Below are 22,454 nucleotides of genomic sequence, written 5' to 3'. Positions count from 1 at the left end.
GCCATGCCCAGTCCGTCGGAGGCCTACGCGCGGTCGCGGGCCGAGCGTCAGTTCCCGCACCTCACCGAGTTCCGCGGCCACCACACGTTCCCGCTCGACGACTTCCAGGTCGAGGCGTGCCGCGTGGTCGAGGCGGGGCAGGGCGTGCTGGTGGCGGCGCCGACCGGGTCGGGCAAGACGATCGTCGGCGAGTTCGCGGTGCACCTGGCCCTCGCCACGGGGCGCAAGTGCTTCTACACGACGCCCATCAAGGCGCTCTCGAACCAGAAGTTCCACGACTTCGGCGACCGCTACGGTGCCGAGAACGTCGGACTGCTGACCGGGGACAGCAGCATCAACGGTGACGCGCCGATCGTGGTCATGACGACCGAGGTGCTCCGCAACATGCTCTATGCGCGCTCGAGCACCCTCGAGGGGCTCGGCTTCGTCGTCATGGACGAGGTGCACTACCTCGCCGATCGCTTCCGCGGCGCGGTCTGGGAGGAGGTCATCATCGGGCTCCCGGAGTCGGTCAGCATCGTCTCGCTGTCGGCGACCGTGTCCAACGCCGAGGAGTTCGGCGAGTGGCTCACCGAGGTGCGCGGCGACACCGTCACGATCGTCGAGGAGCGTCGTCCCGTCCCGCTGCACCAGCACGTCCTGGTCGGCCGCAAGCTGTTCGGGCTGTTCGAGGAGGGGGCCGCCAGCCCCGAGGGCGGCCCCGTGGTCAACCGCCAGCTCGAGCGCTTCGCCCGCGACGACTGGCAGCTGAGCCGCCTGCAGAAGGGGCGCCCGCGCAAGGGCGGCCATCGCCCCCGCACGCGGCACACGACGCCGTCACGCCTCGAGATCGTCACGAAGCTCGAGCAGGAGGGCCTGCTGCCGGCGATCTGCTTCATCTTCAGTCGCGCGGGGTGCGCCGCTGCCGTGCAGCAGCTGCTCGACGCGCGCCTCATGCTGACGACGCCCGAGGAACGCCTCGAGATCGAGACCTACGTCGACGAGGCGTGCTCGCACCTGCCCGACGAGGACCTCCACGTCCTGGGGTTCCACGAATTCCGCGAGGCGCTGGGTCGCGGCATCGCGGCCCACCACGCCGGCATGCTTCCGACGTTCAAGGAGTGCGTCGAGCACCTCTTCAGCCTCGGGCTGGTCCGCGTCGTCTTCGCGACCGAGACCCTGGCGCTCGGCATCAACATGCCGGCCCGCTCGGTCGTGATCGAGAAGCTCAGCAAGTGGAACGGCGAGAGCCACGTCGACGTCACGGCGGGGGAGTACACCCAGCTCACGGGTCGCGCGGGCCGGCGCGGCATCGACGTGGAGGGCCATGCCGTCGTGCTCTGGCAGGCCGGATTCGACCCCCGTCAGGTCGCTGGCCTGGCCTCGCGCCGCACGTACCCGCTGAACTCCTCCTTCCGCCCCTCGTACAACATGGCGGTCAACCTCGTGGCCCAGGTCGGCCGCACGACCGCGCGCGACCTGCTGGAGCAGTCGTTCGCCCAGTTCCAGGCCGACCGCGGGGTCGTGGGACTCGCCCGCCAGATCCACAAGTCCGACGAAGCCCTCGAGGGCTACCGCGAGGGAGCGACCTGCCACCTGGGCGACTTCATGGAGTACGCCGACCTGCGCCGCCAGATCAGCGACATCGAGAGCGAGACGTCCCGCGCGCGCAAGGCCCGGGCGAGGGAGGGCGTCGCGTCGTCGCTGCTGGCCCTCAAGCGCGGCGACATCATCGAGGTGCCGCGGGGCAAGTGGGCCGGTGCGGCCGTCGTGCTGGACCCCGGCCACCCGGCCGACCGTGAGGGGCCTCGTCCGTTCGTGCTGACCGAGGGGCGACACGCCCGCCGGCTCGCCGCGAGCGACTTCAGCGGCCCGGTCGAACCTGTCGGGCAGATGCGGGTGCCGAAGGGGTTCAACCCGCGCAGCCCGCAGTCGCGGCGCGACCTGGCCTCGACCCTGCGCAGCCGCGCACCACTGGGCCGACACGGCCATGACGGCGACGACCGTCACGCACGCCCGTACCGGGGCGCAGGCGACGGTCACGCCGACGAGGACCCGCGCATCACCGAGCTGCGGCGCCTGATCAAGGCTCACCCGTGCCACCAGTGCCCCGACCGCGAGTCCCACGCTCGCTGGGCCGAGCGGTACCACCGGCTCGAGCGCGAGACGCTGCAGCGGCGGCGCACGATCGAGCAGCGCACCAACACCGTCGCGCGGGAGTTCGACCGGGTGTGCGAGGTCCTCGACGAGCTGGGATACCTCGAGGGCGACACGATCACCGACACCGGGCGTCGCCTCCAGCGGATCTACGGCGAGCTCGACCTGCTGATCAGCGAGTGCCTCAACCAGGGCCTCTGGAACGGTCTGACGCCGCCGGAGCTCGCGGCCGTCGCCAGCGGGCTGACGTACACCTCACGCAATCTCGACGACGCCCCGCCGCCGCAGTTCGTGACGCAGCGCACGCGTGACGTCGCAGCCCGCATGGGGGAGGTTCACCTCGACCTGGCGGCCCTCGAGCGTCGTCACCGGCTGCGGTTCCTGCGCGATCCCGACTTCGCCTTCGCCCAGGGCGTCGGGATGTGGGCCGACGGAGCGCCGCTGCACGAGGTCCTGAGCGTCACGGGGCTCGCGGCGGGCGACTTCGTGCGGTCGGTCAAGCAGCTCATCGACGCGCTCGCCCAGATCGCGGTGGCCGCGGGCGACGACACCGCCCTGCGCACGACGGCGCGACGGGCGCTGGACTGCCTGCGCCGCGGGGTCATCAGCTACAGCTGAGCCAGCAGGCGCTCGACGGGCCCGGCCACGCCCCACCGTTCGCCGAAGGCCAGCAGCGCCTCGCGGTCGGGGCTCGCCGGTCGCGACGGAACCTCGACGTCGAGGTCGGTGCGCACCGCGACGACCGTGCGCGCGGCCGCGACGTAGTCCCGCGAGGCCAGCAGCGAGGCGCGCGGGCGTGGCTTGATCGAGGAGTCCTCGTCCTGCGCCGCCGCGAGGATGTCGTCGAGGCCGCCGAACTCGTTCACCAGGGTGGCCGCGGTCTTCTCGCCGATGCCGGCCACCCCGGGCAGTCCGTCGGAGGCGTCACCGCGCATCACGGCGTAGTCGACGTAGGACGCCGGCTCGATGCCGTACTTGGCGCGGATCCAGGCGGCGTCGACCGTGTCGAGCTGGGCGACCCCGCGAGCGGTGTAGAGCACGCGCACCGGACGGGCGTCGTCGACGAGCTGGAACAGGTCACGGTCGCCCGTCACGACGTCGACCGGTCCGTCCCAGCGGTGCGCGAGGGTGCCGATCACGTCGTCGGCCTCGGCCTCGGGGGCACCGATCACGGCCAGGCCGGCGAGCCCGAGCACCTCGGCGATCAGCGGGACCTGGGGCGCCAGGAGGTCGGGGGTCTCCTCGACGCCGGTGCCGTCGGTGGGGCTTCCCTCGGCCAGACGCTGGGTCTTGTACGAGGGCACCAGGTCGACGCGCCACTGCGGTCGCCAGTCGTCGTCCCAGCACGCCACGACCGCCTCGGGGGCGTCGTCACGACCGATCAGCGTGGCGGTGAAGTCGATCATGCCGCGCAGCGCGTTGACGACCGTGCCGTCGGGCGCCGTGAGCGAGTCGGGGATGCCGAAGAACGCGCGGTAGTAGAGGCTCGCGGTGTCGAGGAGCAGCAGACGTCCGGCCATGCGCCGATCCTAGGGTCACGCTGCCCGTGACGGATCGAGGTCCACCGCGTTAGACGCTTCACCGGGGCACCACGTCCCGCCGCACGAGAGGACGCCCCGTGATCGACGCACTCGATCGTCTCCGGCAGCTGGCCTTCGGCGCCGTCGCCGCGCTGCTGGTGGCGACGCTCGTGGTCGTCGTGCTGCGCGGTCTCGACGAGCCCAGCAGCGTGTCGTCGGGAGCCCCGGCCGATCGCGACGAGGGCCGGTCCGCTCCCGCCGTCCCCGACGCTCCGGCCGGCCTCGGTCCGGAGCCAGGTGGCGTCGTGGACGGCGACACCAGCGCCGGCGGCGACCTGGTGCTCGTGTCCGAGGAGGTCGTCCTGAGCCCTCGGGGTCCTGCTGCACCGTCGGCGCCTGCCGACCCGCCCCGGGGGACGAGCCGACCCGTGACCCCGACCCCGCCAGCGCCGACCCCGCCAGCGCCGACCCCGCCAGCGCCGACCCCGCCAGCGCCGAGTCCGCCCGTGACCCCCACGCCTCCGCCCACGCCTCCGTCCCCGCCGCCGAGCGCGCCCCCTGCGCCGTCGAAGCCCGCCGTCGTCAGCGTCTCGGTGCTGTCCGGCGGACAGCTGCTGGCCGTCGACGTGAACCTCGGTGCCCCGAACCTCGTGAATCTCTCGGTCCTGCAGCCGTAGCGGTCTGCGAGGGCGCCAGGGCGCTCGGTAGGCTCGTGGCATGCAGCGACTGGACCGTGCCCGAGACCTCGCCGCGGCAGCCGGCATCGACGCCCTGCTCGTGACTCCCGGCGCCGATCTTCGCTATCTCACGGGGTACGCGGCCAAGCCGCTCGAACGCCTCACGTGCCTCGTGGTCCCCGTCGGCGCAGCTCCCTTCCTGGTGGCTCCGAATCTCGAGGTCGCGGCGGCCGAGGCGGCCGGTGTGGAGCTGGAGATCGTGGGGTGGAACGAGACCGACGACCCGTTCGCGATCCTCGCGGCCCGCCTCGACGGCACCGCCCGGCTGGCGATCGACGACGAGATGTGGGCCTCGCGCGTCCTGGCTCTGCGTGCGGCGATCCCCGGCGCGGAGCAGGTCCTGGCCGGACCCGTGCTCACCGAGCTGCGCATGCGCAAGGATCCCGCCGAGATCGCCGCGCTGCGTGAGGCCGGTGCCGCGATCGACCGCGTCCACTCCCGCATGGCCGAGTGGCTCAGGCCCGGCCGCACCGAGCGAGAGGTCGGCCACGACATCGCCCGGGCCATCGTCGACGAGGGACACGAGAGCGTCGACTTCGTCATCGTCGGCAGCGGCCCCAACGGCGCGTCGCCGCACCACGAGGTCTCCGACCGGGTCATCGAGGTGGGCGATCCCGTCGTGGTCGACATCGGCGGCACGACACCGGAGGGCTACTGCTCCGACAGCACCCGCAACTACCTCGCCGCCGGCACGGTGCCGCACGAGTACGCCGAGGCCTACGCGGTGCTGCACGAGGCGCAGGCCTCCCAGCGGGCCTCCGCGCGCGCCGGCGTCACCGCCGAGTCGGTCGACCGGATCGGCCGTGACCTGATCGCGAACGCCGGGTTCGGCGACCTCTTCATCCACCGCACGGGTCACGGCATCGGCACGCAGACGCACGAGGAGCCCTACATCGTGGAGGGCAACGACCGCGTCCTCGAGCCGGGCATGGCGTTCTCGATCGAGCCCGGCATCTACCACCCCGGACGTTTCGGGGCCCGGATCGAGGACATCGTCGTCTGCACGACCGACGGCCTCGAGGTCCTCAACGAGACCGAGCGTCAGCTCGTCGTGCTGGACTGACCGGCACCTCCGTGAACCTCCGGCTGGCTGCCTGCCTCGTCGTCCTCTCCGGGGTCCTCTCGTCGTTCGCGTTCGAGCCGCTCGCCGTCCCGTACGCGATGGTGATCGGCCTGGCGGTGCTGTTCGGCGTGCTGCGCCGGCTCCCGGACCTGCGGGGGACTGGCGTGTTCGTCCTGGGGACGTTGTGGGGGCTGGCCTACTTCGGCCCGCTGATCTGGTGGATGCGGGCCGTCAGCGACGGCGCCTACGTGGGTCTGGTGATCGCGGAGGCCCTCCTGCTCGGTCTGGTCGCACTGCCGCTGCGGTCCGTCGCGCGACGGCCCGCCTGGCCCGTGCTCATGCCAGCGGTCTGGCTGCTCGGCGAGCAGGTCCGCGGATCGTTCCCCTTCACCGGGTTCCCGTGGGGACGTCTCGTGCACACCGCGATCGACACGCCCCTGGAGTCGTGGGTGCGTCTGGTCGGCCTGCCCGCCACGTCGTTCCTGATGGCGTGCCTGGCCACGGCGCTCCTGCTGGTCGTCGATCGTGCCGCCCGACACCGCACGCTGGCCACGGCCGGGTTCGTCGGCGCTCTCGTGGTCGGAGCGCTGCTCCCGGTGGGGCTCGTGGGCGCCCAGGACGCCCCGAGCGCACGGTTCGCCCTGATCCAGGGCGACACCCCGGGGGAGTTCCTGCAGTGGCCGCCGGGCGCGATCTTCGCGCTGCACGCCGCCCAGACCCAGCGTCTGGTCGACCGGATCGAGTCGGGTGAGGCCGAGGCGCCCGACATCGTGCTCTGGCCGGAGAACTCCACCGACACCGATCCGCGGAACCGGCCCGACGAGAGTGCACGGCTCGACGCCCTGGTGGCCGAGCTGGGCGGCCCGATCCTGGTCGGCGGCCTGCTCGACGGACCCACGAGCGACACCGTCGAGAATGCCGGCCTGGTCTGGACCGAGGACGGACCCGGCGAGAAGTACGTCAAGCGCAAGCCCGTGCCGTACGGCGAGTACGTGCCGTTCCGCGACTCGCTCGGCAGCCTGGTGCCCCGGATCGACCGCGACATCCCGCGCGACATGGTGGCCGGTGACGAGCCGGGGGCCCTGACGATCAACGACGTCCGGATCGGCGACACGATCTGCTACGACATCGCCTACGACGGCGTCGTCGCCCAGGCCATCGACGACGACGCGCAGGTGCTCGTGGTCCAGACCAGCAACGCGGCCTTCACGGGCACTGCGCAACCGGGGCAGCAGTGGGCGATCTCCCGGCTCCGGGCGATCGAGACCGGCCGCTGGGTGCTCGTGCCCTCGACCAACGGGATCTCCGGCGTCATCGACGCGAGCGGCGACGTCGTCGCCCGCGCTCCGCTGCGTCAGCCGGCCACGATCGAGACCGACGTGCCCCTGGCCGACGGGACCACGCCGGCGGCCCACCTCGCACGGCCCCTCGAGCTCCTCGTGCTGACCCTCGGTGTGGTGGGATGGGGGCTTGCCGTGACGGCGCGACGACGGGAGGGCACGAGACCGTGAGGACGCTGGTCGTCGTGCCGACCTATGACGAGGCCGAGTCGTTGCCGCGGCTCCTGGACGGGCTGGCCGTCCACGCTCCCACGGTCGACGTGCTGGTCGTGGACGATGCGTCGCCCGACGGCACCGGGATCATCGCCGACCGCCTGGCCCGGCGCGACGAGCGGGTGCACGTCCTGCACCGGCCGGGCAAGCTGGGCCTCGGCGTCGCCTACCGGGCGGGCTTCGCGTGGGCGCTCGCCCGTGACTACGACGTGATCGTGGAGATGGACGCCGACGGGTCGCACCGCCCCCAGGACCTGCCGGTGCTGCTGACCGAGCTGGCCCGTGACGCACCGGGCACCGGTGCCGATCTCGTGCTCGGGTCGCGCTGGGTTCCGGGCGGGGGCGTCGTGAACTGGCCGTGGTACCGCAAGCTCATCTCGCGCGGCGGCACCTGGTACGCCCAGCAGGCGCTGGGCCTGTCGGTGAGCGACGTCACGGGTGGCTTCCGGGCGTTTCGACGCGCGACCCTGGAGCGGCTGCCGCTCGACGAGGTGTCCTCGCAGGGCTACTGCTTCCAGGTCGATCTGGTGCGGCGGGTCCTCGAGGCCGACATGACGGTCTCCGAGGTGCCGATCACGTTCGTGGAGCGCACCCGGGGCCGCTCGAAGATGAGCGGGTCGATCGTGCGCGAGGCGCTGTGGAAGGTGACCCTGTGGGGGGTCGAGCGTCGGGTCAGGCGGTTTCGCCGCGCGCTGACCCGACGCTCCTGAGCTCAGCGGCGCGCGGCCGCCTTCTTGGTGCGGCGGTGCAGATGCGGCGGGCCGATCTCGCCGGCCCGCAGCAGCTCGATGCGCTCGGTCAGGATCTCCTCGAGCTCGTCGACCGAACGACGCTCCAGCAGCATGTCCCAGTGGGTGCGGACGTGCTTCTCGTCCTTCGCCTCCGGCTCTGCGCCGTCGACGAGGCGACCGACGATGCCGGACTTGGGGTCCTCCCACTGCAGGGGGACCTCGGCCTCCTCGGCCATCGTGACGGTGAAGGTGCGGCCGTCGGGCAGGACGTACGCGACCTCCTGTCGCGGCGCCATCTCGACACCGCGCTCGTCCTCGAAGCTCTGGGCACCCAGTCGCGCACCGCGCAAGGCACGTTCAGCCATGATCGGACTCCTCTCGTGTCGTCTCTGCGTCAACGTACGGCAGGACTGTGAGATTCCCCTGAGCGGCGGTTCGGCGCAGGGTGATGACCTCGACGACCCATTCAGCCCGAGGTTGCGCGGTCCCGCACGTCGGACGGCACCGCGAGCAGGGCCAGGAGTCCCGCGCCCAGCACGAGCATGATGCCGAGGATGCCCCACCGGTCGTCGCCGCCGAGGAAGGCGCAGAGACCGAACAGTGCGGGGGACAGGAACGAGGCCGCCCGGCCCGTCATGGCGTAGAAGCCGAAGTTCTGGCCCTCCAGGCCCGGTGGCGTCAGGCGCACCAGGTAGGTCCGCGCGGCCGACTGGGCGGGGCCGACGAACAGGCAGAGCAAGAGCCCGAAGATCCAGAACATCGTCATGCCATCGACCATGAGCAGCACCAAACCGGCGAGCAGCATCGAGCTCAACGAGACGACGATCACGGCCCGCGGGCCCCGCAGGTCGTCGAGGCGACCCGCCGCCAGGGCGCCGGCGGCGGACACGACGTTGGCCACGATGCCGAACATGATGACGCTCTCGTCGGTGAAGCCGTACACCGACACCGCGAGGACCGCGCCGAAGGCGAAGACCCCCGCGAGGCCGTCACGGAAGATCGCGCTGGCGACGAGGAACTGCAGGACCACCCGGTCCTCGCGCCACAGCCGAGCCAGGTCGTGGCCGACGTCGCGGTAGGACTGCCGGATGCCGACCTTCTCGGCGGGGCTGGCCGACGCCGGGAGCTCCGGCACGATCAGCAGGACGGGCACCGCGAACACCGCGAACCACACGGCGGCGACGATCGCGACGACGCGGATGTTCAGGCCGTCGTCGGTCGAGACGCCCAGGAGGCCGCCGTCCCCCGTGATCAGCCCGAAGAAGCAGATCAGGAGCAGCACGATCCCGCCGAGGTAGCCGAACGCCCACCCGATGGCCGAGACCCGCCCGACGTTGAGCGGCGTGGAGACCTGCCGCAGCATCGCGAAGTACGGGACCTGCGACAGCTCGAACAGGATCTCGCCCACGACGAGCAGCAGCAGTCCGAGCCACAGGTAGGAGGCGTCCTCGCGCACGAAGAACATCAGCGCGGTCATGGCCACGACGCCTGCGGTGAGGAAGGCGAGGGACCGGCGGCGGCCGCCCCCGGCGTCGGACCTGCGCCCCGTGACGGGCGCGAGGACGGCGATCACGACCGAGCCGGCCGCGACCGACCACGCGAGCCAGGTCGCGGCCGAGACCGGACCGCTGAGGTCGTCGCCGACGCCGTCGACGAGGTAGACCGAGAAGACGAACGTGATGATGACGGCGTTGAACGCCGCCGACCCCCAGTCCCAGAGGCTCCAGGCCAGGACCTGGCGGCGGGTCGTCGCGGTGGCCACGGCGTCGGACGTGCGCTCGGTCATCAGTTCTCCCACGTGCCGAGGGCGACGAGGACGTCGCGCAGCGTGTCGGTGCGGTCGGTGAAGATCCCGTCGACTCCCAGGTCGACGAGCCGTTCGATCTCGCGCGGCTCGTCGATCGTCCAGACGAGCACGCCCACGCCGGTCGCATGGGCCGCCTCGACGAATCGCCGCGTCACGACCGGCAGCCCCTTGCGCCGGGCCGGCACGCTCAACCACCGGTAGGACGGGCGACGCCGCGATGGCGGCACGACGAGCGCCTCGACGACCTCCCGGCGCGAGGCCGCGGTGTCGGCCTGGGGGAGACGCTCACGGATCGCGAGCGCCCGGCGGTGGTCGAAGCTGCCCAGGCAGACCCGGTCGACCGCGTTCTCCGCCTCGACGACCCGACAGGTCTCCTCGACCGCATCGGCGGCCTTGACGTCGATGCTGAACCAGGCCTCGGGATGCGCCCGCAGCAGGGCGTCGAGACGGGGGATGCGCGCCCGGCCGTCGAGCCTGAGCTCGTCGACCCGCGCGGCGTCGAGGTCGCCGATGTGCAGACGCTGCCCCGTGAGGCGGTGCAGCTTGACGTCGTGGCTGACGTAGGCCACGCCGTCGCGCGAGCAGACGACGTCGGTCTCGAGGTGGCGGTAGCCGAGGGACGCCGCGTGGGCGAAGGCCTCGAGGGAGTTCTCGATCCCCACGTTGGTCGCCGTGAGGCTGCCCCCACGATGGGCGATCGCGATGGTCACGCCCCCACGCTAGGGCGTCCGGGGTCAGATGTCGCGGAAGGTCTCGATCCGCGCGCCGAGGGCGTTGAGACGCTCGGCGAGATCCTCGTACCCACGGTTGATGACGTAGACGTTGCGCAGCACCGACGTGCCCTTGGCCGCCAGCATCGCCAGGAGGATCACGACGGCCGGCCGGAGCGCCGGCGGGCACACCATCTCGGCGCCGCTCCAGTGCGTGGGCCCCTCGACCAGCACGCGGTGCGGGTCCATCAGCGTGACCTTCGCGCCGAGCTTGTTGAGCTCGGTCAGGTAGATCGCCCGGTTCTCGTAGACCCAGTCGTGCAACATCGTCTGGCCGGTCGCGGTCGCCGCGATGACCGCGAAGAACGGCAGGTTGTCGATGTTGAGCCCGGGGAACGGCATGGGGTGGATCTTGTCGATCGGGGCCCGCATGACCGACGGGTGCGTCGTGACGTCGACCAGGCGCGTGCGGCCGTTCTCGGCCAGGTACTCCGGGCTCTGGTCGTAGCGAAAGCCCATGTCCTCGAGCACCGCGAGCTCGATCTCCATGAACTCGATCGGGACGCGTCGCACCGTGATGCTCGACTGGGTGACGATCGCGGCGGCGATCAGGCTCATGGCCTCGATCGGGTCCTCGCTCGGTGCGTACTCGACGTCGCGGCTGATGCGCGGTGAGCCGGTGACACGAAGCGTCGTGGTGCCGATGCCGTCGATCTCGACCCCCAGCTCGGTCAGGAAGAAGCACAGGTCCTGGACCATGTAGTTCGGGCTGGCGTTGCGGATGACCGTCACGCCGTCGACCCGGGCCGCCGCGAGCAGCGCGTTCTCGGTCACGGTGTCGCCACGCTCGGTCAGGACGATCGCGCGCTCGGGGACGTGCGGCGTGGCGTCGGCGTGGTAGCTGCCCTCGGTCGCGACGACCTTGAGCCCGAAGTGCTTCAGCGCCGTCATGTGCGGCTCGACCGTGCGCGTGCCGAGGTCGCAGCCGCCGGCATACGGGAGCTCGAAGGTCGGCTCCCGGTGGATCAGCGGGCCGAGGAACATGATGATGCTGCGCGTGCGGCGGGCTGCCTTCTCGTCCATCTGGTCGAGCTTGAGCTCGGCGGGGACGACGAGCTCGAGATCGTTGTCGGAGTTGAGCCAGCGGGTGCGGACGCCGATCGAGGAGAGCACCTCGAGCAGACGGTTGACCTCCTCGATGCGCGCGACCTTGCGCAGCACCGTCGTGCCCTCGTTGAGCAGGCACGCGCACAGCAGCGCGACGCCGGCGTTCTTGCTCGACTTGACGTCGATCGAGCCGTGCAGCTCGGTGCCTCCGTGGACCCGGAGGTGACTGGGGCCCGACGACCCGACGTTGACCAGGCCGGAGTCGAGCGCGCTGCCGATCCGCGCGAGCATCTCGAGGGTCAGGTTCTGCGAGCCCTTCTCGATGCGGTTCACGGCGCTCTGGCTGGTGCCGAGCGACTCGGCAAGCTGGGCCTGGGTCTGGTTCGCCCGGACGCGGGCGTCGCGGATCATGGTGCCGATGCGCGTCAGGTAGTCGTCAGTCACCGCGCCAGCGTATCTCGCATATGAGATACGACAAGCTCAGGCAGGCGGCGTGTCCAGCTCGGGGGCCGGCGGGGTGAGCAGCAGTGCGACGGCGACACCCACGAGGGCGACGACACCGCCGGCGATGCCCAGGGGTCCGACCGTCACCGCGGGATCGATCACGTCGAGCACCTCGGCCGTCACGACCTGTCCGGCGATCATGCAGAGCCCGAGCACCAGGACGCCGTACGCGTGCACCGCGATCGCCGCGACCATGATGAAGCCGATGCCCAGGACGCCGCCGAGGTACAGCCAGGGCGTCGTGGGCAGCTCGCCGATGCGCCCGTCGACCAGGAACGAGACCGCGAGCAGCACCAGCAGCGCCGCCGTGCCGACGAGGAAGTTGTTCCACGTCGTGGCGGGGGAGCCGACGACCTTCGACACCCGGCCGTTGAGCGCCTGCTGGACGGCCTGCGCGATGCCGGTCGCGAAGGCGAGCAACGCGAGCCCGAGCGTCACCCACGTCGCGCCGGTCTCGATCTGGTCGAGCGCCTTGAGCAGGACCGCGACGATCGCGAACGCCGCGGCGACGGCACGCCCGGTCGAGGCCCGCTGTGCGAGGCCGGGACCGAAGCCCAGGTGGTCGACCACGAGCGAGCTCAGCGACTGACCCGCCGTGAACGCCACGATGAACATCGCGACCCCGATCGTGCCGACTGCGATGCCCTGGCTCGCGACGAAGAACGCGCCACCCAGCCCGCCGAGCAGCTCGTACCACCGCAGTCGCCGGACGGCGCGGGCGTGCGCGAGCCGGCGCATCGACGCGCGTCCTGAGCCGGTGGCCACCACGACGACGGAGATGACCGCGAGGCCGCTGCCGAAGCTGATCACGGCCGCCATCACGCCCGACCGCAGACCGCTCCCGATCTCGTCGGCCAGGGCGCCGTTCACGCGCGACTGCAGCGCCACGAGCGCGCCCGCCAGCACCATCAACGGCACCATGGCGATCCGCGGGACGGTCGTGGTCACGCGTCCTCGCCGGCGAGGAGGACCTCGGTGCCGGCGGTCTGGTCCAGGCGGCGCACGTCGTCGACCCCGCCGTGGTTCACGACGTGGTTCCAGTAGATGTCGTAGGCCAGGGCCGAGATCGTGCAGTCGTGCACGGGGAACGCGACCCGAGGTGCGATCCTCTGCAGGAACTCGACGGTCTCGGAGACCTTGGCCCAGGGCGCGCCGAGCGGCAGGGCCAGCACGTCGACGTCCTCGGGGGTCGTCGCATAGCTGTCGCCCGGGTGGAAGAACGTCGGCTCGCCGGGCGCCGTCACGACGAGGCCGACATTGTCGACGATCGGGAGCGAGGGCAGGATCTCGGCGTGCTGACGTCCGGCACCGCGCAGCACGAGGTCGCCGACCTCGTGGCGGTCGCCGTCGGTGTGCGCCTGCCACGGACCGCCCAGCTCGCCGGCGCTCATGGGGTCGGCGAGCAGCAGTGCCTCGGGATTTGCGGCGACCAGCGCGCCGACCCGGTCACGATCCAGGTGGTCGGGGTGCTGGTGGGTCACCACGACCGCGTCGAGGTGGTCGAGCTCGAAGACCGCGGGGGAGCTGAACACGCCCGGGTCGACCAGGATCCGGCGGCCCGACGACTCCACGAGCACGGCCGCATGTCCGAAGCGGGTGATCTGCACCGGTCCATCATGCGCTCAGGGCCCCAGCCGGTGCGCTCAGGGGCTCAGTCGGGCCACGTCCGGGGCATCGTCGCCGAAGTACCGGTACATCTGCTCGTCGCGGTACGCCCGGGACCACCGGTCGACCCGGTGGCGCCCCCAGGAGGTGCGCATCAGCACCCGGTAGCGCCACAGGTTGCCCGGCAGCACGAGGGCCGTGGCCCACGGCAGTCGCACCGGCAGGCGCAGGTCGGCCAGGCCCCGTCGCCCGAGGAACGGGCGGAGCATGCTCAGCAGGCGACGTGGCGCGTACCAGCGCTGCAGAGCGGCGAACCTGCGGAAGTGCAGGTCGGCCTGCGCCTCGACGATCGATCCGGCGAGCCGAGCACCGGCCGGCGTGACGTCGTCCTGGGCCAGCAGCACGTGATAGTTCAGGCGGTGCTGCTGGCGCTCGGTGTCGAACAGCCAGTCGTCGTCGACGCCCATGAGCCACCCGACGTACTTCCACAGGTGCATCACGGCCAGCGACTCCTCGCGGCTCACCGTGACGCCGAGGGCCCGCACGCCCAGCAGGAGCGCCCCGGTGAACAGGCCGAGGGTCGCGGCCTGGTCGGTCTGGTTGATGGGGCGGCCCCAGTGGGCGGAGTCCCAGTCGGGGTGGGAGTCGAACCGGTGGTTGACCAGCGCGTGCATCAGGCGGACGTGCGCCGTGAGCTTCCAGCCGGCTCCCTCGCGCCGCATCGCGTCGTGCTCGGTGACGGCGATGCTCCACTGCTGCGTCTCGGCCAGGCGGCGCCGGGTCATGTCGCCGGTCAGTCCGCCCGTGGCGACCAGCAGGTCGGTGGGTCCACCGAACCGGTAGCCGCCGATCAGGGACAGCTGCAGCAGGACGTCGCCGGCATTGCGTCCCAGGCGCCGGTAGACCTGGGCCCCGCGGTTCATCAGCTCGACGTCGACCCACGCGGGCGTGTCCTCCAGGGTCGCGAAGAACTCCCGGAGGGCCGCTGGAGCGTCGGGGACGGAGTCGACGCCGTGCGCGAGCGCCTGGTGGAACTGGTCCAGACGCACGCGGTCGTCGCCCCGGGAGCGGATCGCGGCCGCGAGGCGGGCCCCGGTCTCGTCGACGGTCCAGAACCGCTCACCGATGCGGGTCATGAGGTCCTCGTCGACCTCGCCGACGCGACCGACGACGCGCAGGATCTTGCCGATCCTGGCGCCTCGTTCCTCGGCAGCGCGGAAACGGGTGGGCGGTGCTGCTGACATGTCGGGAGCGTGACACGAGCAATTACTCGCATACAATTCGCGTCATGACACCCCCACGGCCCGGGCTGCGCAAGTCGCCGCAGCAGGAGCGGTCCAAGCACATGGTCGACCGCATCGTCGCCGCCGGCCGCCAGGTCGTGGTCGAGCACGGCTACGAGCGCGCCACGACCAATCGCGTCGCGGAGGCCGCCGGCATCAGCCCCGGCTCGCTGTACCAGTACTTCCCGAACAAGGAGGCGGTGCTGGCCGCCGTCATCGACGCGTACTCGGCCGAGATCGCCGAGCAGCTGACCGCGGTGGTGACCGAACGTCTCGACCGTCCGCCGCTGGAGCTCATGCGGGCGTCCTACGAGGGCCTGCTCGAGATCCTCGAGGGCAACCGGGAGTACGTCCGGCTGATGGCCCGCGAGCTGCCGCGGGCTCGCGTCGCGCCGCATGTCGACCAGCTCGAACGTCGCCTCAGCGAGCTCGTCGGCGCCTATCTGACCGTCTCGCGGCCCACCGACCGCGTCCGGCCCGCGGTCTCGGCCTGGCTGCTCGTGCGCATGGTCGAGCACCTGTGCGTGCAGTGGGTGCTGGAGGAGCCGGACTTCTCGCGCGAGACGCTCGTCGACGAGCTGGTGCACCTCAGCGCCGCCCACCTGGCACCCACCTGAGCTGCATCCCGCTCCGAACTTCCTCCATGCCGCTCCTCGCCGACGCCCAGGCCCTGCTGATGGGCGCGACCGCCCGCCTGACGGTGCACTACGGGCGTGATCGCGTGTTCGCGGGCGCAGAGCTCCCGGCGCCGCGCCGCCTGAAGGTCCCGACGCGTCATGGTCGGGTCACGTGCGAGGTCTACCGCGATCCCCGACGTGCGGGGCGGGCGCCGGTCCATGTGCACCTGCACGGCGGCGCCTTCCTCATGCGGTACCCGCGGATGGACGACTTCTGGTGCCGCTACCTGGTGGCGCGCGCCGGGCTGACGGTCGTGAACGTCGACTACGACATCGCCCCTCGCCGCCGCTACCCGGTCGCCCAGGAGCAGGCGCACGACGTTCTCGCCTGGGTCCAGGAGAACGGCGACTGGGAGCAGGACCGCGTGACGATCAGCGGGTTCAGTGCCGGCGGCAACCTGGCCGCCTCCGCCTGCCTCCAGGCTGCTGACCTCGGGACACCGCTGCCGCGCCTGCAGCTGCTCGGCGTCCCCTCGCTCGACGTCTCCACCATCGACAAGCCCGCGCCCGCGGGGGCCATGATCTCCCCGGCGGTGATCGACCTCGTGCGCGCGACGTACTTCCGCGACGCCGAGCGCCGCACCGAGCCCTACGCCTCGCCGCTGCTGGCGCCGAGCCTCGCCGGACAGCCGCCCGCGCTGGTCGTGACCGCGGCCCGAGACCGGTTGCGTGCGGAGGCGGTCGCGTACGTCGCCCGGCTCGAGGAGGCCGGCGTCGCGGTCCAGCACCTCGACCTGCCCGGGCGCGACCACTACTTCCTCGACGGTCCTGCCGAGGCGGCCCACCAGGTCATGGAGCAGATGGCGACCGCTGTCGCCGACGCCTGAGGCGGCCGAGCTGGTAGTCGGTGCCGGATCGAGCGAGACTCGAGGCATGAGTGACTCCTCGACTCCCGTCCCGACCGCCGAGCTCCTCGCCGAGGGCCTGCACGACTGGGTGCTGGCCGAGCGATGGCTGCACGCCCGCTTCGCGACGCCGGACTACGTCAGCGGTCTTGCGCTCGTGGTCGCGATCGGCGACGCCGCCGAGAGCGCCGAGCACCACCCGGACGTCACGCTGCGGCACGGCCACGTCGAGGTCCACCTGCGCAGCCACGACGTCGGCGACCTCACGCGGCGCGACCTGCGCCTGGCCCACCGCATCACCGAGCTCGCCGCGGAGCACGGTGCCGAGGCGCGTCCGGCCTCGGTGCGCCTGCAGTCGCTCGCGCTCGACGCCAGCGACCTCGCGGCGGTGGGTCGCTTCTGGTCAGCGGCCTACACCGGCTCGCCGGACCACGTCGACGGCAACGACGTGATCGACCCCGACACGCACGAGCTGCTGCTGTGGCTGCAGCCCACCGGCCCGCACGCCGAGCCCCGTCAACGGTTCCACGTCGACCTCTGGGTGGCCCCCGAGGCCGCTCCGGATCGCATCGCCGCGATCCTCGACGCAGGCGGCACCCTCGTCAGCGACGCGGAGGCGCCGTCCTTCACGGTGCTCGCCGATCCGGAGGGCAACAAGCTCTGCATCTGCACCTGCCTGGACCGCCGGCCATGAGCACCGCAGACGACGCGGTGCGACTCTTCGAGGAGGCGGGAGAGCACGACAGCGCCGGCCGGGAGGCCGAGGCCGCGGTCCTGTACGAGCAGGCCATGGCGCTCGGGCTCGACGCGGCCCGCTCGGACCAGCTGGTGATCCAGTACGCCTCGACCCTGCGCAACCTCGACCGTGCGGACGAGGCCGTCGAGCTGCTGCAGGCACTGCCGGCCGACAGCTCGGTCGGGACGGCCCGGGCTGCGTTCCTGGCCCTCGCGCTGCGCGACGCCGGCCGGCCCGACGAGGCTCTTCGCATCGCGATCGAGGCCCTGCTGCCGACGCTTCCGCGGTACCACCGTTCGGTCGCGGGCTACGCCGCCGAGCTCACGGACGAGGCAGACGAGGGGCCAGCGCGCCGGTCTGCTCGAGCTCGGCGATGACCTCACGCACGGCGTCCGGCACCGAGGTGTCGTGTCTCGTGCGCAACCGGTCGGAGGCCCGTTCGAGGACCAGGACGGCGGTCCAGGAGAGGACCGAGGCGACGATGTCGTCGGCCGGTGCGCCTCGCCGGTGCGCCAACGCCGCGGTGAGCTGCACGTGGGTCTGCAGCAGCCAGTCCAGGAGCCGGCCGTGCAGCCGCGGGTTCTGCTGGATCAGGTCGCGGACCCGCCCGGTGTACACCGGCTCCTCGCCGCTGGAGGTCACGAGCTCCACGAGGGCCCGGCCCAGGGCCTCCTCGGTCGGCTCGTCCGCAGGGCGGGCGAGCAGCAGCTCGGCCAGCCGCTCCGGTTCGGTGAGGTACGCCGTGCCGAGCAGGTCCTTGGACGGGAAGTACCGGTAGAGGGTCGACAGTCCGACCTCGGCGGCTTCGGCGACGTCCTCCATCGTCGTCGCCTCGTAGCCGCGCCGGAGGAAGAGCGCCATCGCGGCCTCGATGATCGTCGCCCTCGTCCGTGTGGCATTCGTCTCGCGCAGGCCCATGGGCGCATCCTAGGGGCCGATGAGAGACTGTCTCACGGTGGGAGGAACTCTCATTTTCTGACACCCGTCCTCGAGGGAGCAGTCGATGGCCTGGAACTTGTACCGACTCGGCCGGTGGAGCTTCCGCCACCGCTTCCGCGTCATCGGCGTGTGGGTCGTGCTCCTGGCCGTCGGCGGTGCCGGAGCCGTCTTCCTGTCGGGTCAGACCGATGACTCCTTCCAGCTGCCCGACACCGAGTCGAGCCAGGCGTTCGACCTCATCAAGGACCGCACCGACGTCCAGGCCGACGGTGCGGTGGCCCGACTCGTCGTCACGACCGACGGGGGAGGAGCCCTCGACCGCGCCGTCGTCGAGGCGGCGCTGAAGACCGCCACGACCGACCACGTCGCCTCGGTCGCCGACCCGTTCACGACCGGCACCGTGTCCGAGGACGGCACCACGGCCTACGCCACGATCACCTACGACCGCACGGGACCTGAGCTCTCAGGCGCCGACCGCGACGCTCTCACCGAGGCCGTCACCCAGCTCGAGGACGCCGGCCTCACCGCGGCCGTGGGCGGCGACGCGGCCGAGACCCCGGCACTGAGCCACACCTCCGAGATCATCGGCATCGCGATCGCGCTCGTCGTCCTCGCGATCACCTTCGGATCGCTCGTGGCCGCCGGCATGCCGCTGCTCACGGCCATCGTCGGCGTGGGTCTCGGCATCCTCGGCGTCACCACCCTGACCGGCTTCATGGACCTCTCGTCGGTGACCCCGGCGCTCGCGAGCATGCTCGGCCTGGCCGTCGGCATCGACTACGCGCTCTTCATCATGTCGCGGTTCAAGCACGAGGTGAGCCAGGGTCGCGATCTCGAGGAGGCCGCGGCGGTCGCGACCGGCACCGCAGGATCTGCCGTGGTCTTCGCGGGGCTCACCGTCATCATCGCCCTGGCCGGACTGTCGGTCTGCGGGATCACGTTCCTGACGCAGATGGGCCTGGCCGGCGCCGCCACCGTGGCGATCGCCGTCGTCGTGGCGCTCACGCTGCTGCCCGCACTGCTGGCGCTCGTCGGCAAGCGGATCACCTCGGGCCACCTCCCTGGCCTGCACGACATCGAGCCCGGGGCGCACGAGCGCACGGCCGGTCACCGCTGGGTCCGGCTCGTGACCCGCCACCGGGTCCCGACCCTCGTCCTCGGCGTCGCCGGCGCCATCGCGCTGTCGATCCCGGTCGCGTCGATGGAGCTGGCCCTTCCCGACGACGGGTCCCGGCCCGCCGACAGCTCCCCGCGACAGGCCTTCGACCTGATCGCGGAGAACTTCGGTGCGGGCGCCAACGGCCCCCTGACGGTCGTGATCGACACCGCCCAGGCTGGCGACCCCGTCGCGGCCGTCGACGCCGCGGTGAGCGAGATCGGCACGATCAAGAAGGACGTGGCCGCCGTCGTGCCGCCCGTGACCGATCCCGGTGACGCCACGTCGGTCGCGACCTTCCAGGCCCAGCTCGAGCAGGTGCGGTTCGCCACGATCACGGTCGTGCCCGAGAGCGGTCCCTCCGCCGAGGCGACCAAGCAGCTCGTCCGCGACATCCGCGCCGGCCTGTCGGACCTGGAGTCGGCCACCGGAGCCGTTCCCTACGTCACGGGACAGACCGCCGCGGGCGTCGACATCGCGCAGTCGTTGAGCGACGCGTTCCCGGTCTACCTGGCGGTGGTCGTCGGGCTGGCGTTCGTGCTGCTGGTCCTGGTGTTCCGCTCGGTCCTCGTGCCGCTGAAGGCCGTGATCGGCTTCCTCGGCTCGGTCGGGGTCTCGCTGGGGGCCACCGTCGCGGTGTTCCAGTGGGGGTGGCTCAGCCAGCTCATCGGCATCGACACCAAGTCGCCGGTCATGTTCATCCTTCCGCTGCTGCTGACCGGGATCCTGTTCGGCCTCGCGATGGACTACGAGGTGTTCCTGGTCTCGCGGATGCGCGAGGAGTTCGTCCACGGCCGCGGGGCCCGCGAGTCGGTCGTCACCGGGTTCACCCACAGCGCCCGGGTCGTGACCGCCGCGGCGCTGATCATGACCGGCGTCTTCGCCGGATTCGCCCTGGCCGACGACATCATCATCAAGACGATCGGCTTCGCGCTGGCCGTCGGGGTGATCGTCGACGCCTTCCTGATCCGCATGACCCTCGTGCCGGCCTTCATGTCGCTCGTGGGCCGGCCCATGTGGTGGCTGCCACGGTGGCTCGACCGGTTGTTGCCAAACGTTGACATCGAGGGGGAGTCGTTGACCCGCGAGCTCCAGAAGGCGGGAATGGCTGAGGCTCCGACGCGTTGACATCACCGTGAAGAAGATCGGTTTCCTGTCCTTCGGCCACTGGTCCGACACGCCGCACTCGCAGACACGGTCGGCGTCCGACGTGCTGCTGCAGTCGATCGACCTGGCGGTCGCCGCCGAGGAGCTCGGTGCCGACGGGGCGTACTTCCGGGTGCACCACTTCGCCCGACAGCTGGCGTCGCCCTTCCCGCTGCTGGCCGCGGTCGGGGCCCGCACGTCCCGCATCGAGATCGGCACCGGGGTCATCGACATGCGGTACGAGAACCCGCTGTACATGGCCGAGGATGCCGGAGCCGCCGATCTCATCTCCGGCGGCCGGTTGCAGCTCGGCATCAGCCGGGGATCACCGGAGCAGGTCGTCGACGGCTACCGCTACTTCGGCTACGCGCCGCCCGAGGGCGCGACCGATGCCGATCTCGCCCGCACGCACGCCGACGTCTTCCTGCAGGTCATCCAGGGCGGTGGGTTCGCCGAGCCCAGCCCGCGTCCGATGTTCCCGAACCCGCCCGGCCTCCTGCCGATCGAGCCGCAGTCCCCGGGCCTGCGTGACCGCATCTGGTGGGGCGCCGGCAGCCGTTCCACCGCCGAGTGGACCGCCCAGCAGGGCATGAACCTCATGAGCTCGACGCTGCTCACCGAGGACACGGGCGTGCCGTTCCACGAGCTGCAGGCCGAGCAGATCCAGCGCTTCCGCGACGCCTGGACGACGGCAGGACATGAGCGGGAGGCGCGGGTCTCGGTCAGTCGCAGCATCTTCCCGCTCGTCGACGACCGTGACCGCGCCTACTTCGGCGGCTCCGGCAGCAGTGACCAGGTCGGCTACATCGACGGCGGTGTCGCGCGCTTCGGCAAGACGTACGCGGCCGAGCCCGACCGTCTGATCGAGGAGCTGCGCGAGGACTCCGCGGTCGACGCGGCCGACACCCTGCTGCTGACGGTCCCGAACCAGCTCGGCGTGGACTACAACGCCCACGTGCTGGAGTCGCTGCTCACGCACGTCGCGCCGGCGCTCGGCTGGCGATAGGAAGCGCTCAGGGAGCGTTCACGCCGCTCGTCGATAGCGCAGCGCCACGGCGCCGTTGCTCAGCGGGTCCGCCGAGACGAGGTCGAGGTGGCGTGCGCTCGGCAGACCGCTCTCGTGGAGGGTCGGGCCGCGTCCCGCGATCCGGGGATGGAGCAGGAACACGTACTCGTCGATCAGGTCCATCCGGTCCAGCTCGGCTGCCAGGGTGACGCTGCCGAGCAGCACCCCAGCGGGCGTCTGGTCCTTGAGCTCCTGCACGGCCGTGCGCAGGTCGCCGACCAGGTGATGGCTGCCCGTCCAGGGGAAGTCGTCGCGGGTCGAGGAGACGACGTACTTGGGCTTGGCCTCGAGCTTGACGGCCCACTCCCGGATCGCCGGCGGTGCCTCGACCTCGCCGCGCGCGACGGCCGGCCAGGACGACTCCATCATCTCGTAGGTCGTGCGGCCCCAGAGCATCGCTCCACCGCGGTCCATCAGGTCGGTGAAGAGTGCGTGCGTCTCGTCGTCGGCGATGCCCGACTCGTGGTCGACGCACCCGTCGAGCGTGACGTTGATGCTGTACGTGAGCAGGCCCATGGGCCGAGGCTAGATGCTCCTGCGGGCAAGGAGAAGACCCTGCGGTCGCGCCGGAGGGTGGTGACGCGTCCGGGCGTCCGTGACGGTCATGCCGGCACGCTCCACGACCTCGGTCAGGGCCTCGACCGACCAGTAGAAGGCGGTCACCACCGCATGGTCGAACGGTTCGCGTGCCGGGCCGTCGAAGAAGCCGATCGCGAGGCTCCCGCTCACCCGGAGGCTCCGAGCGAGCGCCGCGAGGGCCACGTCGATCGCCGCGGGATCGGTGTGGATCAGCGAGAACCAGGCCAGGACGCCGCCCAGGCTCCCGTCCGGCACGCCGAGGTCCTCGGCGCACCCGATCCTGAAGCGCGCCGCGGGGTATCGCGCCCGCGCGTCCTCGAGGAATGCTTCGACCGGATCGATGCCCTCGACGTCCAGGCCGGCCCCGTGGAGCAGGTTCGTCCACTGGCCCGGACCACACCCGACATCCAGGATCGGGCCGCCGGTGCCCTGCGCCCACGCGAGGATCGCCCGGCGATCTGCCTCGTCGGCATGGTCGATCCGTCCGACGACCTCGACGTACTCCGCGGCACGGCGCGCGTACGCCTCCCGCACCTGGTCGATCGTCACCGCGC

Annotated in this window: 22 protein-coding genes; 11 read left to right on the top strand and 11 right to left on the bottom strand. The window is 71.6% G+C overall.

Annotated elements, in window-relative coordinates:
- The first annotated feature begins 3 nt into the window (after nt 1-3).
- Complete coding sequence (locus KAG51_RS04365) at nt 4-2,754, top strand: DEAD/DEAH box helicase (protein WP_290580995.1); 2,751 nt, start codon at nt 4-6, stop codon at nt 2,752-2,754.
- On the opposite strand, the gene KAG51_RS04360 is transcribed toward KAG51_RS04365, so the two are convergent.
- Nucleotides 2,745-3,656, bottom strand: a complete 912-nt coding sequence (locus KAG51_RS04360; protein ID WP_290580993.1) for a 5'-3' exonuclease — start codon at nt 3,654-3,656, stop codon at nt 2,745-2,747. The genes KAG51_RS04365 and KAG51_RS04360 overlap by 10 nt on opposite strands.
- Before the next feature lie 98 nt (nt 3,657-3,754).
- On the opposite strand from KAG51_RS04360, the gene KAG51_RS04355 reads away from it, so the two are divergent.
- From KAG51_RS04355 to KAG51_RS04340, 4 genes are read left to right on the top strand one after another with little or no spacing between them, the layout of a single operon-like run.
- Entirely contained in the window at nt 3,755-4,333 is a 579-nt protein-coding gene (locus tag KAG51_RS04355; protein WP_290580991.1) for a hypothetical protein, read from the top strand.
- 40 nt (nt 4,334-4,373) lie between these two features.
- A complete protein-coding gene (locus KAG51_RS04350) occupies nt 4,374-5,456 on the top strand; it encodes a Xaa-Pro peptidase family protein (protein WP_290580989.1) in 1,083 nt (360 codons plus the stop codon).
- A gap of 11 nt (nt 5,457-5,467) precedes the next feature.
- Nucleotides 5,468-6,967 (top strand): apolipoprotein N-acyltransferase, encoded by a 1,500-nt coding sequence (gene lnt / locus KAG51_RS04345; RefSeq protein ID WP_290580987.1) that lies wholly within the window; start codon nt 5,468-5,470, stop codon nt 6,965-6,967.
- Nucleotides 6,964-7,719 (top strand): polyprenol monophosphomannose synthase, encoded by a 756-nt coding sequence (locus KAG51_RS04340; RefSeq protein ID WP_290580985.1) that lies wholly within the window; start codon nt 6,964-6,966, stop codon nt 7,717-7,719. Before lnt ends, KAG51_RS04340 begins: the two co-directional genes overlap by 4 nt.
- 2 nt (nt 7,720-7,721) lie before the next feature.
- On the opposite strand, the gene KAG51_RS04335 is transcribed toward KAG51_RS04340, so the two are convergent.
- The 7 genes from KAG51_RS04335 to KAG51_RS04305 form a co-directional block, all read right to left on the bottom strand.
- Nucleotides 7,722-8,105 carry an RNA polymerase-binding protein RbpA gene (locus KAG51_RS04335; protein ID WP_290580983.1) on the bottom strand — a complete coding sequence of 128 codons (384 nt, stop codon included), beginning with the start codon at nt 8,103-8,105 and terminating at the stop codon, nt 7,722-7,724.
- Nucleotides 8,106-8,206: 101 nt separating this feature from the next.
- Nucleotides 8,207-9,526 (bottom strand): MFS transporter, encoded by a 1,320-nt coding sequence (locus tag KAG51_RS04330; protein ID WP_290580981.1) that lies wholly within the window; start codon nt 9,524-9,526, stop codon nt 8,207-8,209.
- Nucleotides 9,526-10,257 (bottom strand): glycerophosphodiester phosphodiesterase family protein, encoded by a 732-nt coding sequence (locus KAG51_RS04325; protein ID WP_290580979.1) that lies wholly within the window; start codon nt 10,255-10,257, stop codon nt 9,526-9,528. The genes KAG51_RS04330 and KAG51_RS04325 overlap by 1 nt, the downstream gene beginning before the upstream one ends.
- A gap of 24 nt (nt 10,258-10,281) precedes the next feature.
- Nucleotides 10,282-11,775 (bottom strand): UDP-N-acetylglucosamine 1-carboxyvinyltransferase, encoded by a 1,494-nt coding sequence (locus tag KAG51_RS04320; protein ID WP_290581259.1) that lies wholly within the window; start codon nt 11,773-11,775, stop codon nt 10,282-10,284.
- A gap of 69 nt (nt 11,776-11,844) precedes the next feature.
- Nucleotides 11,845-12,816, bottom strand: a complete 972-nt coding sequence (locus KAG51_RS04315; RefSeq protein WP_290580977.1) for a DMT family transporter — start codon at nt 12,814-12,816, stop codon at nt 11,845-11,847.
- Nucleotides 12,813-13,475 (bottom strand): MBL fold metallo-hydrolase, encoded by a 663-nt coding sequence (locus tag KAG51_RS04310; protein ID WP_290580975.1) that lies wholly within the window; start codon nt 13,473-13,475, stop codon nt 12,813-12,815. The genes KAG51_RS04315 and KAG51_RS04310 overlap by 4 nt, the downstream gene beginning before the upstream one ends.
- Nucleotides 13,476-13,511: 36 nt before the next feature.
- On the bottom strand, nt 13,512-14,717 hold the full coding sequence (locus tag KAG51_RS04305) for an oxygenase MpaB family protein (RefSeq protein WP_290580973.1): 1,206 nt from the start codon (nt 14,715-14,717) through the stop codon (nt 13,512-13,514).
- A 44-nt stretch (nt 14,718-14,761) separates the two neighbouring features.
- Between KAG51_RS04305 and KAG51_RS04300 the strand changes: the two genes are divergently transcribed.
- From KAG51_RS04300 to KAG51_RS04285, 4 genes are read left to right on the top strand one after another with little or no spacing between them, the layout of a single operon-like run.
- Complete coding sequence (locus tag KAG51_RS04300; protein ID WP_290580970.1) at nt 14,762-15,373, top strand: TetR/AcrR family transcriptional regulator; 612 nt, start codon at nt 14,762-14,764, stop codon at nt 15,371-15,373.
- Nucleotides 15,374-15,399: 26 nt separating this feature from the next.
- Entirely contained in the window at nt 15,400-16,260 is an 861-nt protein-coding gene (locus KAG51_RS04295; RefSeq protein WP_290580969.1) for an alpha/beta hydrolase, read from the top strand.
- A 46-nt stretch (nt 16,261-16,306) separates the two neighbouring features.
- Nucleotides 16,307-16,972: a 4a-hydroxytetrahydrobiopterin dehydratase gene (locus tag KAG51_RS04290; RefSeq protein WP_290580967.1), complete on the top strand. Its 666-nt coding sequence runs from the start codon at nt 16,307-16,309 to the stop codon at nt 16,970-16,972.
- Nucleotides 16,969-17,391, top strand: coding sequence for a tetratricopeptide repeat protein (locus tag KAG51_RS04285; protein WP_290580965.1), 423 nt, complete (start codon nt 16,969-16,971; stop codon nt 17,389-17,391). Before KAG51_RS04290 ends, KAG51_RS04285 begins: the two co-directional genes overlap by 4 nt.
- Here KAG51_RS04285 and KAG51_RS04280 read toward each other — a convergent pair.
- Nucleotides 17,336-17,932 carry a TetR/AcrR family transcriptional regulator gene (locus KAG51_RS04280; protein WP_290580963.1) on the bottom strand — a complete coding sequence of 199 codons (597 nt, stop codon included), beginning with the start codon at nt 17,930-17,932 and terminating at the stop codon, nt 17,336-17,338. The genes KAG51_RS04285 and KAG51_RS04280 overlap by 56 nt on opposite strands.
- 85 nt (nt 17,933-18,017) lie before the next feature.
- Here KAG51_RS04280 and KAG51_RS04275 point away from each other — a divergent pair, with 85 nt between their 5' ends.
- Together KAG51_RS04275 and KAG51_RS04270 are read left to right on the top strand one after the other, a co-directional pair.
- A complete protein-coding gene (locus KAG51_RS04275) occupies nt 18,018-20,237 on the top strand; it encodes an MMPL family transporter (protein ID WP_290580961.1) in 2,220 nt (739 codons plus the stop codon).
- Nucleotides 20,238-20,244: 7 nt separating this feature from the next.
- Nucleotides 20,245-21,261, top strand: a complete 1,017-nt coding sequence (locus KAG51_RS04270; protein ID WP_290580959.1) for an LLM class flavin-dependent oxidoreductase — start codon at nt 20,245-20,247, stop codon at nt 21,259-21,261.
- An 18-nt stretch (nt 21,262-21,279) separates the two neighbouring features.
- Here the strand turns inward: KAG51_RS04270 and KAG51_RS04265 are convergent, their stop codons facing one another.
- Both KAG51_RS04265 and KAG51_RS04260 read right to left on the bottom strand, forming a co-directional pair.
- Entirely contained in the window at nt 21,280-21,837 is a 558-nt protein-coding gene (locus KAG51_RS04265) for a dihydrofolate reductase family protein (RefSeq protein ID WP_290580957.1), read from the bottom strand.
- Between the two features lie 9 nt (nt 21,838-21,846).
- Complete coding sequence (locus tag KAG51_RS04260) at nt 21,847-22,449, bottom strand: class I SAM-dependent methyltransferase (protein ID WP_290580955.1); 603 nt, start codon at nt 22,447-22,449, stop codon at nt 21,847-21,849.
- Nucleotides 22,450-22,454: the final 5 nt, after the last annotated feature.

The organism is Aeromicrobium sp., from assembly GCF_023146395.1.
Lineage (GTDB): Bacteria > Actinomycetota > Actinomycetes > Propionibacteriales > Nocardioidaceae > Aeromicrobium.
The sequence above is the reverse complement of the archived record's forward strand: the minus strand, read 5'-3'. Positions and strand labels throughout refer to the sequence as shown.

Excerpts from the sequence above, each read along its gene's own strand:
- KAG51_RS04365 (WP_290580995.1), top strand. The coding sequence starts at position 4 with ATGCCCAGTCCGTCGGAGGCCTACGCGCGGTCGCGGGCCGAGCGTCAG.
- KAG51_RS04360 (WP_290580993.1), bottom strand. The coding sequence starts at position 3,656 with ATGGCCGGACGTCTGCTGCTCCTCGACACCGCGAGCCTCTACTACCGC.
- KAG51_RS04350 (WP_290580989.1), top strand. The coding sequence starts at position 4,374 with ATGCAGCGACTGGACCGTGCCCGAGACCTCGCCGCGGCAGCCGGCATC.
- KAG51_RS04335 (WP_290580983.1), bottom strand. The coding sequence starts at position 8,105 with ATGGCTGAACGTGCCTTGCGCGGTGCGCGACTGGGTGCCCAGAGCTTC.
- KAG51_RS04330 (WP_290580981.1), bottom strand. The coding sequence starts at position 9,526 with ATGACCGAGCGCACGTCCGACGCCGTGGCCACCGCGACGACCCGCCGC.
- KAG51_RS04320 (WP_290581259.1), bottom strand. The coding sequence starts at position 11,775 with ATGATCCGCGACGCCCGCGTCCGGGCGAACCAGACCCAGGCCCAGCTT.
- KAG51_RS04305 (WP_290580973.1), bottom strand. The coding sequence starts at position 14,717 with ATGTCAGCAGCACCGCCCACCCGTTTCCGCGCTGCCGAGGAACGAGGC.
- KAG51_RS04300 (WP_290580970.1), top strand. The coding sequence starts at position 14,762 with ATGACACCCCCACGGCCCGGGCTGCGCAAGTCGCCGCAGCAGGAGCGG.
- KAG51_RS04295 (WP_290580969.1), top strand. The coding sequence starts at position 15,400 with ATGCCGCTCCTCGCCGACGCCCAGGCCCTGCTGATGGGCGCGACCGCC.
- KAG51_RS04290 (WP_290580967.1), top strand. The coding sequence starts at position 16,307 with ATGAGTGACTCCTCGACTCCCGTCCCGACCGCCGAGCTCCTCGCCGAG.
- KAG51_RS04285 (WP_290580965.1), top strand. The coding sequence starts at position 16,969 with ATGAGCACCGCAGACGACGCGGTGCGACTCTTCGAGGAGGCGGGAGAG.
- KAG51_RS04280 (WP_290580963.1), bottom strand. The coding sequence starts at position 17,932 with ATGGGCCTGCGCGAGACGAATGCCACACGGACGAGGGCGACGATCATC.
- KAG51_RS04275 (WP_290580961.1), top strand. The coding sequence starts at position 18,018 with ATGGCCTGGAACTTGTACCGACTCGGCCGGTGGAGCTTCCGCCACCGC.
- KAG51_RS04265 (WP_290580957.1), bottom strand. The coding sequence starts at position 21,837 with ATGGGCCTGCTCACGTACAGCATCAACGTCACGCTCGACGGGTGCGTC.